Here is a 15,235-nt window from a genome sequence, read left to right on the forward strand (position 1 = left end):
CTTCGGGCGTCCTGACGGACGTCCAAATCCGCTGTCCTGCGGATTTGTCTCCGTCTCTCCGGTAAGTAAGGGCATAAACCACAACGAGGAGCGCCCGACCATGGACATCAACGATCTGTTTGACGGAACCCCGCTCCGCTACCGCTTCGGGGACAAGTCATGAAGAGTATCAATCAGTTTGCCGAAGGCCGCTCCCGCACGTCCTGTACCCAAAGGGCATAAATACTTCGCGGCATTCGAACGTCCCTGTTCATCAGATCGCCGAGCAGCGGTTGCAGGAAAAAATGCAGGACACCGGACGAGGTCCTGAGAATGGGGGTAAGACCCGGAGGCCATGGATGGCCGGAGGGGGCAGCCGCAAGGCTGGTCCGTCAGGACGCGTAGCCGGGATGGCGCAGCGCAATGCGGAGAATTTTACGCTTCGCCATCCCTGGCTTCGCGGCCTTGCGGCCCGCACTGCGTGCGTTCAGTCGGCGCATCCTGCGCCTTGGTGTGCAGGCGAAAGAGACAAATTTGCCAGGATGGCGAAAATTTGGACAGCAGAAGGCTGGTCGCAAAGCGACAGGCCGCAGGGACGCGGCCTGCAACCGGGGTATGACAGGTTTCCCGAAAAGGGAGTGATCGGGGCGGTAGCGCCGACACGCGCCGCTCCTGCGCGTCCTGCGCCCGCGGCATACCGTACATCCTGTACGCAAAAACGGCGTAAGTCGCTGACAATACGCAGAAAAACAAAACCCGCCCAATAACCGGACGCGGTTAGTGGACGGGTCTGTCTTTTCTAAATGGTGGAGGGAACGCCGACCTACCGCAAAGCAGTCTCAAAGCCCGCACTCCTTATAACTCCTTGATAATAAACGCCGAAAACATCTCCCACAACCACTTCCCGACAACCCGACCAGAGAAACGATTTTCTCCCCTGATTTCCCGGCACCGGACGAGGGTGACGGGTTTGCAGTAAAACCGGATACCTGGCGTCGAGCCGCAACAAATTCGAATCCGGTTTTCGGACGCCGGTTCGGTTCCCAAAACGGGAATCGAATTGGCCAGAGCATCAGCCCTTCGGCGGATACGGATCGTTCCCGTGGCTGTCCTTGTTCTGGATCTTCCCATCCTTGCCGTGGATGTAGAACTCGGTGCCTTGGTTCTGGCTGATCTTGCGTCCGGCATCAACGGCATCCTGCTTCTTGTCGAAGTGACCGCTGCTACGGGTCGCGCCGTCTTTCTTGACGTCCCAGCCGCCGTCGGCGTTGGGTACAACATGATGTGATCCTGGTTTCTTTGGCATGGTCGTCTCCTGTTTACTTGTGAAAATTTCCCGATGAGATTTGCAGTATGTACATCAGCCACGAATCGGTTCTGAGGAGAATGGCCCTGAGCTGCTCATCGGTCAGCGCAGTCTCCAACTCGTGAACCCGATTGAACAGATCGATCATCTTCACCAGTGCCCGGGTATCGTGCACCAGGAAGTCGGTCAGCGGATCGTTGTTCAGCTCCCGGCAGACATAAAGTACCCTGGCTCGACGTGTAGGCTTGCCGTCATGTATCAGATCCTTTTGGTTGGACACACCCGGAATCCATGTGGCGACAAGATCATCGGGTGCCAAACGCCTGAGTAGATGGTTCCACAGCTCCCTAAGCGAGCTCAGAATGTGCCTTGCCCGGTCGGCATTGTTCCCATGCAGGGCATCTCGAGCGCCGATGTACGGCCGAGCGAGCCCGGGATCGACCTGCTGCAGGAGAGCGATGCAGCCAGAAGTTTCCAGCTCCGCTTCCGCGACAAGCTGAATTTCCGTTTCGGCCTCGTCCTCATCCCGTTCATCCCAGGGGCGAAGGGTCTCGATCGCGAAGCTGGTGGTGTAGATCTCACGAGTGGCCCCCGGCAAAACGAAGGCAGGCAGCCGCGTAATGTCCGAGATCTCCCGTATAGACTCTGCCAAACCTCCATACGATGCTGCCACATGGGCTATTGAGCTCTCCAGCCCCGCGATGACCGGCATCTCGATCTGGAAACGCCCCCTTATCGCCTCGAAATCGATGCCCCCCATGAGCCGTTCCGTGGCGGCAAGTCGCAGGGAGGTATCACACAGGGCCAGCTTAGCGGATGCCTGAAGCTGGGAAATGTGCGAAAAATCGTGCTGGATGGGCTTGATCGTATCAAGCCACGACTGATGTGCAGCCGAAAGGCTCTCGGCAATACGGCTTGTCGCGGTGGCCTGCTTTATCAAATCCTGCCAGTGTTGATTGGCACTTACGATCTCCTGTATTCGGGCCATTGCTCCAGACATTTCTAAGGCACGACTTATCTCCAAATGCTGACGGCGGATCGGTTCCAGCGTGCGCTCCATCTGCTCGATCACGCTCAGATAGGACGGCTTGGCCAGCTTGTTGATGGCCTCCATGTCGTGATGGAGTTTGGCGAGAGCAGATTTGGCGGACTTCAGATCGTCGGACATAATATTCATACTTTGCTGTTCGTCCCGGGGTTGGAGACGAGCACTGTTTTTTTAGAGTTTGAGCTGACTGGGCCAGTCTCAAAAGCCTCTCTTGAAATCATCGGCGCTGATATCTCCAACGGTTAACCACCTCTTGGATCTGTCCGTCTGGAGTCGCATCATTTTGCCAACCCTTGTCGAAATCGATGTCATTTGATTTCGGTAGCTGCTCAGGCTTCAAATCCCGGATAAGAATACGCGAAGGCAGCATTGCAGCCTGCCCAACAAAAATCGCTTCCTGCCTCCGCAGGCCAGATAGCATCTTAGTTAGACCGGACATCGAATCTGGCAGTATGGATCGAACGTGCTCTCTGTCGGCGTCATTCGTGATTCTCAGGACAATCCAGCTATTACACTGTGAAAGAACTGTTGCCTCCACTTCGCTCGGGCGCTGAGATACCAATAAAAGCCCCACGCCATATTTTCGCCCTTCCTTGGCGATGCGCCTGATTGCCTCTTGAGCGGCCTCATATTGCGCTTCACCCCGATTCGGAACGTAGCGATGAGCTTCCTCACAAACCAATAGGACCGGGTCAGATTCGCGCTCTGGCTGGGTCTGCCATATCTTCAGATTGAATAGGGTTCTTGCAATAACCGCACTTGATACACCGGCGACTTCGTTGGGAACTCCTGACAGATCGACAATGCGTGGCTGAGGTCCGTCCCCAGTGAGTTGTTTGATGACTTCAGGGAATGGGTCGTTAGCGCCATCATTCCATTCTTCCATCATGAATCGGAGTCGGGCATCGGTCATCAAAACTTCGAGCTTTTGAAGAATCGAGTTATGAGAGTCCTGCTTGCTGGCCTGTGGAGGCTTGTCTGCGTCTATTTTTGCCTTGAGTGTCGACAGTTTGTATGGAACCGGCGAATCAACAGTAATGCTATTGGCATCGAGACCAAGCTGTTGTGCTCCCTCCTCACGGGCAGCCATGAGGGCGCTCTTGACGATATTGGCCTGTGATGTCGCGACAAATTCAGTCTTTCCAATCAACAGGGCAACTGTTTCCTGGAAATTCAACAGCCAGTATGGAAGGGTCAACGTTCCATCATCAGAGGAAAGTTTTGTGTGATCCGCAAAAGCAGTCCCGTATTCACCATGAGGATCGAGAATAATTATTCTGGGCTTCCATTTCTCGTATGAGTTTTTGTCACCTCTCTCAAGGATGCTGTGGATGATGGCGGCAACCGTTCCCGATTTGCCCGCGCCTGTGGAGCCGAGAACGGCTGTGTGCTTGCCGAGTAGTTCGTTCAAATCTGCAAGGCATGGGGTCCCGCCGGAGCCGACATGCTGCCCAAGCTGTACAACGGCACCTTTTGCTTTGCCGTAAATAAACCGCAATTCAGCTTTCGGGGTCAGATAAACAGTTTGCTGCGGAAGTGGATAAGTTGAAACCCCTCGCTCAAAGCGGAGTTCCCATTCACCGGATGCCCCATGAACCCATTCGCCTTCGCCGAACAGGTCAGCTTCGACAATTCTTTCATCAGAGGATGACGCTGGTACCAATCCCCGCTCTGCCTGGAATTCGGACTTCATCCTAAGTCTGCCAACCAACGCGTAGACGAGTCGGCGTCCGAAGTGAATTCTGATGATGGAACCAAATTGACCTATGGGATAGGTTTCTCCTGCATACACCCGCGAAAGTTCAGAAAGGGTTGGATTAAGCTCGGCTACAAGGCGAGAGCCATCAACCTCGATTATCTGACCTATTGCCAGGTTTTCAATTGGCTCATTGGGATTACGAGTCGACATGCTCATCTTTCACCTCCAAGCAGGCGGGTCAGATTTTCAAACTTCCACCAAGGTAAGTCGGCGTCGGATGGCGTCTTATTGCTGCCATGAAAGAAACCGCGATTTGCGAAAATGAGTATCTGCTCCGTGATTACGGGATCATCATGCCATTTCTTTAGTTGGCCTTGTGGCTCATTATCAGAGGTAAACACAACGACCGTAAGTCGACCTTCAGATTCGCGCAGCGCCCTGTCAATCTCGAGATTGATGTGAGAATCTCCAAAGCGATACCCGCACGTAATGAGAATTTTCTGTGACCCAGGAACAGCCCTTAATGCTCTTCTCCCATGTTCCGCCAACTGAGCGTAAGGATCTCTTTGCGTCTCGCGGTATTTAGTTGACGCAGGCCAAATGAGAATTCTTTTGTCACCCTCTGATTGCACATTGACATTACCGGCAACACGGCGAGGAAGCGGGTCGCCATCAAACTCGCACCAGTTTATGGAGCCGTGCAACTTGAAAATCCTTGACGAAAGGCCATCACGCTCAAAAACCGAAGGGTTCCACCATCCGGTGACTCCTCCATCCAGACCATCTGAGAAAGAGATTCTCTCAAGCGCGAGTGCATCTTCAAGAAGCGTGTCGTAGTTAAGGCAGAGATAATCCACGCAACCTAGGCCGTCTGTTTTGCCCGGTCGAATTGGGCGGTGAACCGCTTTTACGAACTCCCGGTGAACCGCCACATCAATTTTCTTGTCGCCGCACTCGATAATGTCAGAAATAGTGCGCTTGATCTTTTCTGCAGATTCTCTCAGTTGCTGTCCGGAATACTGCTTTTCTTTTATAAAAACTTGGTTATCGGTCGCGCCTCGCTCAGCCCTTCTTTCAGCGATAGCCAGCAAGTCAATGATTTCACTCAGGTAGTCCTCAATGTTGGGACCACTCGCGCCAGTAAAACTGTCCTGAATTCCCTTGAGAATATCTGTGGTGTCAGCATCGAGCACGCCACTATCCAGTACCTTAGAAGTAAGCTCCTCCATTAATGGGAGGCCAGCGCATTTGCTACAGCCAGCACCAATGAGAAACACTCTGCCATGCTGGGCCATAAGCGCGTCCAGGGCCTCCAGAGCGTCACTAAATGGAGCAGCCCATATTGTCTCAAGGTTGTCAGGTGCGCTCATGGGGAGTCCTCCCTATTTTCAATTTCATGTTGGTCTTCCGTTGAATAGCTTCCCGGAGATAATTCCAGAACCTGCAAAAGCTGCGCTCGGATTTCTTTTGCCGTCGCTCCCATATCAACGGTGGCAAATCGAATCTCATGGTTCTGGATCACGACGGCCTCGTTAACCATATCGCCCACCGATGGGTGAAGGAGCAGCCCCGAGGCGTTTTCAGCGAGGAGATCACCTTTACCTTCCTGGGACCTCAAGTAGGCGTAAATCTGATAGACGTATCCGCTGCGCAGTGATTCTTCCCGATACCAGCCACGTGTCACCACTGAGTTGAACTTCGTATCAATGACGATACGGCGTTCCGCGACCGGGTGGTCGAGGATGATATCGGTTCGCATCGAGGGGAGAATCTTATCTATGCCCAGACTCTTACTTTCAATCTGCCAGCCAATTGTTTTGCCTGCATCGACGCGCCATCCTTTTTGGGAAAGCACGACATCATAGAAGCCAGCGATCCCTTTCTCGTAAAGCTTCCGAATCCAGGTAATTTCTCTATCCGGTAACGACAATTGTTTTGAGCCTGCGGCCTCTGTAGGTAGGGCAAGATTGAAGGCCAGATGGGCCGCAGCAACCATCGGTTGATCATCTGCATCGTGCCTCCCGAAGCGGTCGATGGAGACCTCGCCACGATTCGGACGCTCCCCGATTACGCCCATGCGCCTCAAGCTTGCTGCCAAAGACCGACATCGGTGTGCCAGCCCCCCACGGAGAACGATTTTGGATATTTCCTCCAGGGCCGTCCGTACATAGCGGTTTCGGGCTGTATCGATGGTCAATTCATGGAATCGACAGGCAACCTTTCCACGATCCAGTAATCGATGCCTCTCTGTTTTCAGTAGGTCGATGCGCCCGCGCACGCGGCCAAGAACAGCCTCACGCGATTGGTAGCCATAACTCAAGTTGCGCTGAATACGACGCTCGACGCGACGGCAAAGCATCTCTGCGACCAGGTCTGGTATGTCATCAGGGTTATCCTCTACGGCGACCTTCGCCTTTTCGAGATCCCTGAACAAATCCGATGCGTACAGCATGAGCAGCCAAAGGTTGCGCACCGGGATGCGGCCTATTCGGCCAATCCCTTCATGGGCGTCTGATATCAAGTTGGCCGCAGCAGGTGTCACGATCAGAATCCTTCCAGCAAGCGTTCTCTCGCCTTCTGGGATTTCTCGAGCGCATCGAACCAATATTCATCGAGCAACGGACCGATCTCGGTATCAACCACCTGACGGAACCATTCCCGGGCATCACTGATGGGAATACCAAACGGCGGTGTGACATAGCTGTGCCCCACTCGAAACTGAGGCCCGAGACCGGTGTCGGCTGAAATCTCGCTGTTCAGGGCAATGAGACGCTTCTCGATTTCGACAAGGATTTCTGAATCAATACCGCACTGGGATTGAACCCAATCGTGCCAGGGCTTGCCGAGCGTGGGCTCCAAATCGATGAAGGCAAAACGGCGACGCAACGCCAGATCGACCAGAGCGAGGGAGCGGTCGGCAATATTCATCGTACCGATGACATAGAGATTGTCCGGGATGAATACACGCTCGCCATCTGACCGTTTATAGGAAAGCTCCAGGGCCTCATTCGGCGTTCTCTTGTCGACCTCGAGGAGCGTCAGCATCTCGCCGAAAATCTGTGCGGGATTCCCGCGATTGATCTCTTCAATGACTACGACATGTCTTGACGTTGGATCTTTCGCGGCGGCCTTCATCATCTCCACAAAAGGCCCATCCACCAGCGTGAGCTTTCCGTCTCCCACTGGCCGCCATCCACGAATGAAATCCTCGTAGGAAAGGTTCGGATGAAACTGCACCGCTCGGACTTTGCTGTCGTCGCGTTGCCCCATCAAAGCGAAAGCCAATCGCTTGGCCAGCCAGGTCTTTCCCGTGCCCGGCGGCCCCTGGAGGATCAGGTTTTTCTTGGTCCGAAGGCGCTCGAGAATCTTTTCGAGTTTTTCCCGGGCGATAAAACATCCATCCGTCAGAATGTCATCGACGGAGTACGGTTCGATGGGTGCAGCCGTGATCTCTGCCTCGGGTGTGGCATCCGCTTCGTCATCCTGCGCATCAGGGTCTGTGGCATTTGGGTGGGCAGATGTCCCACTATCTTTGAAAAGCCAGGCGGCAAGTGACAACTCCGGAAATGAGTGGACGGGATAAGCATCCTCCTGGAAACGAGCCTCAAGGGTGTCCAGCACCGCCAGATAATCCGTGGCGTTGCAGCGGCCCTTGGGGCCGTTCATGCCAATCTGAATGTTGAGCTTCTTGCTGATGTAACGCTGGGACTGACCATCAAGGGTCGGAAAATTCCAGGGACGAATCCAGTACAACCCCATGGTAAGGTTCCACCCCACACCATAGCGCTGCGTCGCGTTGTCATAAGCTGAGACAAATGCCGACCGCGCCTCCGCATCATCCGATTCCGCGAAGGCAATTGCCTGAGCAAAGGCTTCCCAGAGGGTGTCGATGTCATCTGGTTGGCGTTTGTTATCGAACCCGAAAAACCATGACTTCTGATTATTGAGAATCGGAATCCCTTCAAAGGAGTCCGGAACAGGCTCAGACACTCCAAGCAGACTGGCAAGCTCGCTCGCAATAGCTTTGCGATTTGCATCGGTGATCCCCCGGTTGAATATGCCCATAGCCGTAAAGGGGCAGATGTCCTTCAGGGGGCCAGAGGAACCATCCGCGAATTGATCCTGCAGGTTGGAGAGGCCATCCACCTTCGAGGCAATAACGTGAATTCCCGCAATTAGCTCATCCCGCCTATTCTGAAAGGTAAGGAGCTTGTCTGCTACCGCTTCGTAAAAGCGGGTCCAGTTGAAACGGCGCTTGTCGACAGCACTATCACCGAAGCGTTCACGCCAGTAAGGGGCATTGCGGAACCGGTTGATGTCTTGTGCCTTTTCCTCGAAGGTGAATCCGATCAACGCATCTGTGGTCCAGTCGCCAGGCAAGACCCGCCAGACCGTGCTTCGATTGGTATAGAAGTACCACTCACGCGGAGGATCGAAAGGTTTCCAGTCAACCTTCAAGGTGCGGCCGTCGCCGAGGTTCTCTTTTACCGTGCCAATGGCTTTGATCGCCATGACGGAAGCGGTTTGGCCCCGGTTATCAAAGGGTAGATCGTGCTTCCGCGTATAGGACGACTTGATCGCAATGCGATCCCCAACCTGGATGGACTTTACTGCGTCCAGATATTTGTCCTGATACCCATTTTCCCAAATGCCTTCCTGCAGAAAGCGGGGGGTCTGATCATCGGTTCCGCCGTATGTGGCTCCGACAAACCAACAGGCTCGGGCTCCGGCTCCTTCAGGTTTAGAATTCATAATATCTATTCTCCTCCATTCTCATATCGCCCCCTCAATTTGCATCTCATGGTCGACAGAGCACCGCGTTCAAAGAACGGCAAGTCGATGGTGTCGCATACCGAACTGCAATATTGCTCGGCAAAGAGCTGCAGGTGAGCGGCGTCACGAGCCACGTCCGGATCGGATGGCAGATACTGGAGAAGCGCGTCGCTGATAAGCATCACAAACTTGCTTCTCGCCCGGGTCAGCGTCACATTGAATCGTCGTGGGCTTAGGATGAACGCATCTTCAGACGCAACAAAATCCCGGTCGGCCACCACATAACTGGAAAGGATCAGGTCGCGCTCCTGACCCTGGAACCGGTCTACGGTGTCCACAAATGGAGGCGGGTCCATCGTCATACCGGCTGCGTCCACGAGCAGATTTCTGATGGATGCCATCTGGGCTCGGTGGGGAGTCACAATGCCGATTTTCTGCGTCCAAAACTCCTGGGCGCTTACTCCGGACTGTTGGGCGTCGACCAGCTTCTTGTACAAAAGGGTCAAAGCGGAAACGATCTGCGCCTCAAAAGGGTTCGATAACGTATAGGTGTTGGCGGAATAGCTGATCACCACCACAGGGCAAGCCGGGTCAAGAATGCGGAGAAACTCGTCGGACCATGGCAACTGCTCAGGCCAGTCGGCGGGTCTTCCATCAATATTGATGGCGAGATCCAGCTTTCTCTCGGGGAAGAACGCTTCGTATTCGTTCTTATAAAAACGCTTACAGGGCCATGCGGAAATTTCCACGTTGGTCCGGTAGTTGTGTTTAAGCTGCACCGGGGTGATGCCGTGGGTCTCCTTCATGTAAGAGAAAATGCAGTCAAACAGCCCTTGAACGCTATCCTTCATCTGGAAGCCGTAGATCGGCCCAAGCTGCCGGTCGTCACCTGCAAGGACAACATGCCCATCAGACTTCAAAAGCAGAAAGTAGGCCGCAGCCGCAGCAACCTGAACCTGTGATGCCTCGTCGATCACCAGAAGATCAAACCATTCGGCTGTCGGCTCGCTATCCTGGTGGTCTTTCTCGGCAAGTCGTCCAAGTTGTTGCCAGGTGCCCCCCACGATGATGATCCCGGGATCGTCGCCTTTCAGGGCATTCACAAAACCCTGAGCCCTTGCAGAGGTCCTCGGCATATCTTCGATCTGATCACTCAAGGGGGGTGCGGAGGAGTCGCTCCTCACCCTTGTGACACGAACCGGACAAGCTAACGCTCCGACCGAGGCCGTCCGTCTGTTGATCAGTTCCAGGACTTCGTTGAGGACGTTATCGATAGCGTTGTAGTTGCTGGACCCGATACCGACACGCAGCGGAGTTCCCGCCTCGGCGTAATGTTCAATCCACCCAAGAATAGTCCCGGCCAAGACCGTGGTCTTTCCTGTACCCGGCGGCCCCCAAAGCAAAGAAATCCTGTTTCCGAATGCATCGTGAAAAAGGGATTCCTGCTTTTCGTTAAAGGCATCCTTCAGATATGGTGTTACCTTCGCGTACAACTGGTTGGTGTCGGCGAATGCTTTTCCTGCTGCCAGCGAGCCGGGGGTATACATCAGGCTATGGGCTGGTTCGGTCATTTTTGTCGGTCTCTTAGCCATTGCCTTACCTCCGCTTCCTGGCACGTTTGATCGGTGCTGCCTTGCCGCCGACAGACCTCAATGCTTTTTCTATCCTGTCGCTCGAAAAATCCCGGTACATCGGATCGAGGACAAGCGGTGAGTCGAGCGCCACGAGTCCTTGGGCGACCGCAAACTGAAAGAGCCCCTGGTGACCCGGTTTAAGAACCACATAGGGATTGTCCTGCATGGCCTCTAACCGAATGACCTCTACCTGAAGCAATGCCCCTGTCGACTTGTTCGTCATCCACCGCTCGGTCAGGCCGTGTTCGCCCAGCAGTTCTTCTGCATCCTGGAAGCCCAATCCAAGTCGCCGACGCCACGGTTCGTCGAGATCCACGTATTCATTCTCGTTGGATAGGGCGACGGTAAATTCGCCTTCCTTGATTCGGGAATCCCTGCTGGTCGGAGAAAAATCGAAAACATAGAGCGTTTCGTGTTGGTACTGTGGATTCGCGAACTTGATCTCATCGATGATCGGATCAGCCTCTGCTTGAGGCTTCAAGGTCAACCCGCGTATCGAGAAAAACCTCGCCTCCCGTTCATCGACAGGCAGTGAGCGAGTGTTCCGGTTCTCCATTTCCTGGCACGCGACATTGAGCTTCTCAAAAGCGATCAGGCTTCTTGCCGCCTCCGGAACGCTTGCTTGGGAGGATCGTGCGGCAGAGAAACCGCTCTTTTTCAGTACCAACCGGTCTTTGTAGTTTTCACGCAGTCGCCGGACGATGTGCTGCAAAGCTTGCAGGTGAACCTTCGTGGCCCGCTTAATGCCATCGTAGAGTTCGTCCCGGGTGTAGCGCCTCCACTTTGACGGGTCAGTAGGATGAAGTTTATTGAAATGGCGAACGAAAATTTTGTCCTGCCACAGCTCATAGGCACGTTCGAAGGGGATCTGATCGCTCATTGGGGTAGCGAACCCAAAAGGCAGATCGAATTTATACGGGGTGCCATCCTCTCGAACATTTGGGAAGAAACTGTTCGCTGCATCAAACAGGGAGTAATCGTGGGCAACCGGCAGTCCAACCAGCATTCGAAGAACTTCCTTGACGATGGTCCCTGGCTGAGACTTGAAAGCATCCGGATCGGGCAACAGACTGTCCGGCGGGAAGAATCGGGTAAGTACCTCGATCAGTTCGATCACGTCAGGGTTCTGCATATGACGCTCGAACATGCGCTTGAGCTGACGCACCTCCAGCATGTCCCAAAAGAAGATGTGGGAAGAGAGACGGTCACGAGCGGGTAGACCGGTGTTGACAGTCGACACCTCCTCTAACCACTCAGAGACCACGGTCGCAAATTCCTTTAGCCTCTCGCGTTCCGTTTCCGGGTTCATCGCATCGACACGGTCGACGATGAAAATCTTTTCGTCCGTCACCGGAGGATCGCCGGGTTTGCGGCCGTGCGGGAAATAGAGCCGCGCCGCGCCCAAGGCAAACGAGATACCAGAGCCCGGGTCGAAATGAATCGTGATAAAGATGCTTTGGTCAGTCCAGGCAGGGATCATCGCGCTGCGCCGCCCATCGACCGGTAAGGGTGCCCCCTCGGTTAGGGAACGGGCACGAGTGGCCAACGCTGGCCCATCCGCCCGCAACTGGTGGCTGGAGTCGATAACGGATTGCCAGCGATCATCGGCGGTAGTCACGGCTTCGGTCAGCTCCGCTGTAGAGCTAATGCCATTTGAACGGAGCAATTCCGCCTGTCCCTGATTGAGCCAGGCCAGCCGGGAAAGATGATCGCATTCGGATGCCTTGTCTCGGCAGTAGCGAACGTAGTCGCAAAGCTGGCACTTGGGACCGACGTGCCAACTGGCATCCTCCATATCGGTCTGTAGAACCCGGAGAAGGCGATCCTCGAAAAACTGCTTTACGTGGACTTCATAGACTTCATACGGAACCCGAATCAGCGTTTCGCTGAGGGCCTCGGAAACGGGATCTGCGGCTCCCTTGGCCTGATTAAGCTGGACCAGGTTCCTGAACGCATTGATGTCGTGGCTTCCTGGCCAGATGGTGCCTTCCGCCGAAACGGCATATCTTCCGCCAAGTCCCTCTTGCTGGATTGCTGTGGCCAATGCCAAAGCGTAGTAGGTCACCTCTGTGAAGTGCCGGAGGGATGGCTCCGCAGCCATTTTCACATCAATGATATGGATTTCGTATTCAGGCACAGTCCCATTGCCGATCAGCGGCGCACCAGTACCACCTGGACGTATCCAAAGGATGTCCGGGCGCACTCGTACCTGGTCGAGACCGAAATCGTCGTATGCCTTTTGAAGGCCGGGAGTAATGTTTGTGGGAACCGTAAACTCCGCCTCGATAATTGCCTGCGGTGGTTCTTGTTGCCGGAGGATGTCAAAAAGGTTCTGGATCTTCTTGAAGGGCTTCCGTCCCAGAAGATCATCAACCTTGTCCTCGAGAAGGAACACAACTTTCCCATCATCTGAGGTGTCGATCAGATCCTGGTATTTGTCGGCTTCCCAACGCCGCCCGGCCGCTTTGATAAGTTCAATACCAGGGCGTTTGTAGGTTTCGGCCGAGACCCCAAGTGAGTCCCTTTCAGCATCACTGGCCAGACGAAACCGGAGAAACCGGTCACAATCGAATTTGAATGTTAGGGCAAGCGTTCCTTTATCGAGTTTCGCCATCACAACTCTCCCGGGGTTGGTATGTTCTTCAATGCATCCGACATCGGTCGTGTGCTGGTATCCGCCTCGCCTAAGAAACCTCTACTGACGACCAACGCCCGAGCCAAATTAGTGAAATCAGGAATTTTGAAGCCGATCCGTTTATGAGCGGACAAGGCCTCAAAGTGAGATTCCGCCTCCAAGACAGCGTCTTTGAAGGCGGTTTCGCTGATGACCGGAACGCCCCTCTTGATGACGCCTTTCTTCTTGCGGCAGACCAGCACCGCGTCCCACTTGATGGTGCCATCGTAAGTGTGAAGGCCTCCTTGGCCTTCGCCACGCATGGGCAGAACCTTGGTTACCGAGAGTCCCGAATGAAGCAGAGCCGTGCCGAGAGCATCCCATGCCGATGCAAGTTTATGGTGGTAGGTGAACACGCAGATCCCGTTCGGCTTGAGCACTCGGTTGCATTCCATGAAAATCTGCTGAAGCCGTTCCTGGTATCCCTTGATGGCTTCATCGGACCGTCGCGTGATGGCCAGGTTCTGCAGTATCGGAGCCGAAGTGACGTTGTCGTCATACGGGGGCGGTGCGATTCCCAAAGCCTGATGCCAGGCCAAGTAGAAGTCCGAGAGTTCCGAGTAGCTCAGATTGTCGAAATACGGCGGATCGGTCAGCACGAGATCCACTGAGCCGTCCGGTAGTAAATGGAGTTCCTCGGAAGACTGCGTTTCAATCGCCGCCGTGGCGCTGCCGCTCAATACATCATCGACAGAGCCAAGGCAGGCTTGTTCGCGCTCGAAATCATCTTCATAAGCGACTCTGGTACCTTCCGGATGCAGCTCCTGGGGCGCTTTGGCAAAGGCAATCGCCTTCGATATTTTCCGGACCGTGTTGATGAACGTCCCCCGTCCGACGCCATCCTGCCAAGGGTTCAGTTCGACCGGACGAGTGATGTGCCGGTATGAGTGGATGGAGAACATTGGGCTCGTTCGGCGATAGCCAAACGCATAGGCCGTGTACATGCAGTTCGTTGTGAGATGTTCACTGAAGGCCAGCTCAAGGCAGCGCCGCGCCTCATCGCTTTCCACTCGGCCGATGGCCGAACCGAGAAGGTGCAGGTGGAGCTTCTGCCGGTCATTGAAAAAGTCTGAGTAATGCCGAATCCCGTGGATCAGAGGTCGTCCATCCGAACGCCCCTCGCGGGGAATGCTTCTCGTCGGCACAAGCAAGCCATTACCGATCATCCGCAGCTTTCGGGTGGCTCGGTCGTACAACGCCTGGTCCGCCTCTTCGACGCGCTTGAAATGCCGTGTGCAGTTCTTGCCGGTTCCGACTAGATACTCCTGGGCAAAGAGCCTCCAAGTGGGGCGTTCGGCACCGTCAAGGTCATCCGCTGCGATCTTCTGTGTGTTCTTGCAGGTCGGGCAGGTCATGATCCCGTTGCCGTGCGTGCCCGCGCTGATAGTCGTTCGCTTGCCGCAAGAGCAGTGCAGCACCTTGCGTTCAATCGGCAATTCGTGGACCGCATGACAGTCCTTGCAGAATACCCACTGCAGGCCCTTCTCTTTGGAGTAGGCCAGTTGAAAATGGGGATGGAGCTCTACATCGCTCTGGCAATTCGAGCACTGCTTCACCTGGACCCAGAAATGATGAAGAACATCCCGTTCGACGCCATCCACCATGGTCCGATGCAACGGCGTAATGAGTTGGGCGACCTCATTGCAAATCTGCTCGATTTCCGGGTAGTGATCCTCCATCCGGGAGGCGGCCAACTCAAATCGGGTAATAAAGGTCGCGACCGGGTCGATATCAAAACCAATCACCCGGGCGTTGCAGCGCATGGACTCCACCAGACTTGTCCCGCCGCCGATGAACGGATCGAGAACGACAGCGCCATGCACGGAGGTCTTGCCGAGATAGGTATCCCAAAAGGTGTCGGCCTTGTCAGGGGGAAGGGTCAGCGCGGTGAGGATCGAACGGAACTGAGAGCCCACCCGGCGTGCAAACCAGCGGTGGACCCGATACAAAGGATTCGAGCTCTGGCCTTCACGCAGGGCAAGCTCGGCGATTTGGGCAATGGGAATGTCGCCCGCCTCCAGCAGGGTACGGGCAGGCCAACCGCCAAAGGTGTCGCCTCTGCGGTTTTCAATGATCTGCTTTGCCTGACCTGTTTTAGCCATAGATCCCCATTACCATCCCT

At 54.7% G+C, this 15,235-nt stretch carries 9 protein-coding genes; all 9 read right to left on the minus strand.

Translation table 11 applies throughout. The features are described from left to right. Positions 1-1,051 precede the first annotated feature (1,051 nt). On the minus strand, positions 1,052-1,285 hold the full coding sequence (locus ACUUL3_RS12770; protein WP_011369119.1) for a DUF2188 domain-containing protein: 234 nt from the start codon (positions 1,283-1,285) through the stop codon (positions 1,052-1,054). A gap of 13 nt (positions 1,286-1,298) precedes the next feature. Continuing rightward, a complete protein-coding gene (locus ACUUL3_RS12775) occupies positions 1,299-2,453 on the minus strand; it encodes a pPIWI-associating nuclease domain-containing protein (protein ID WP_448551942.1) in 1,155 nt (384 codons plus the stop codon). A 97-nt stretch (positions 2,454-2,550) separates the two neighbouring features. Next, the gene (locus tag ACUUL3_RS12780) at positions 2,551-4,242 is read right to left on the minus strand and encodes an ATP-binding protein (protein ID WP_448551944.1); all 1,692 of its coding nucleotides are present in this window, start codon (positions 4,240-4,242) and stop codon (positions 2,551-2,553) included. Between the two features lie 2 nt (positions 4,243-4,244). Then, positions 4,245-5,402, minus strand: coding sequence for an SIR2 family protein (locus tag ACUUL3_RS12785; protein WP_448551946.1), 1,158 nt, complete (start codon positions 5,400-5,402; stop codon positions 4,245-4,247). Then, entirely contained in the window at positions 5,399-6,574 is a 1,176-nt protein-coding gene (gene mcrC / locus ACUUL3_RS12790) for a 5-methylcytosine-specific restriction endonuclease system specificity protein McrC (RefSeq protein ID WP_448551948.1), read from the minus strand. The genes ACUUL3_RS12785 and mcrC overlap by 4 nt, the downstream gene beginning before the upstream one ends. 2 nt (positions 6,575-6,576) lie before the next feature. Beyond that, positions 6,577-8,784, minus strand: a complete 2,208-nt coding sequence (locus tag ACUUL3_RS12795; protein WP_448551950.1) for an McrB family protein — start codon at positions 8,782-8,784, stop codon at positions 6,577-6,579. Positions 8,785-8,789: 5 nt separating this feature from the next. Next, positions 8,790-10,397 (minus strand): DEAD/DEAH box helicase, encoded by a 1,608-nt coding sequence (locus ACUUL3_RS12800; protein ID WP_448551952.1) that lies wholly within the window; start codon positions 10,395-10,397, stop codon positions 8,790-8,792. Between the two features lie 4 nt (positions 10,398-10,401). After that, positions 10,402-13,053, minus strand: coding sequence for a hypothetical protein (locus tag ACUUL3_RS12805; protein WP_448551954.1), 2,652 nt, complete (start codon positions 13,051-13,053; stop codon positions 10,402-10,404). Then, positions 13,053-15,215, minus strand: coding sequence for a DNA methyltransferase (locus ACUUL3_RS12810; protein ID WP_448551956.1), 2,163 nt, complete (start codon positions 15,213-15,215; stop codon positions 13,053-13,055). The genes ACUUL3_RS12805 and ACUUL3_RS12810 overlap by 1 nt, the downstream gene beginning before the upstream one ends. Positions 15,216-15,235 lie beyond the last annotated feature (20 nt).

The organism is Thiovibrio sp. JS02 (genome assembly GCF_053485635.1).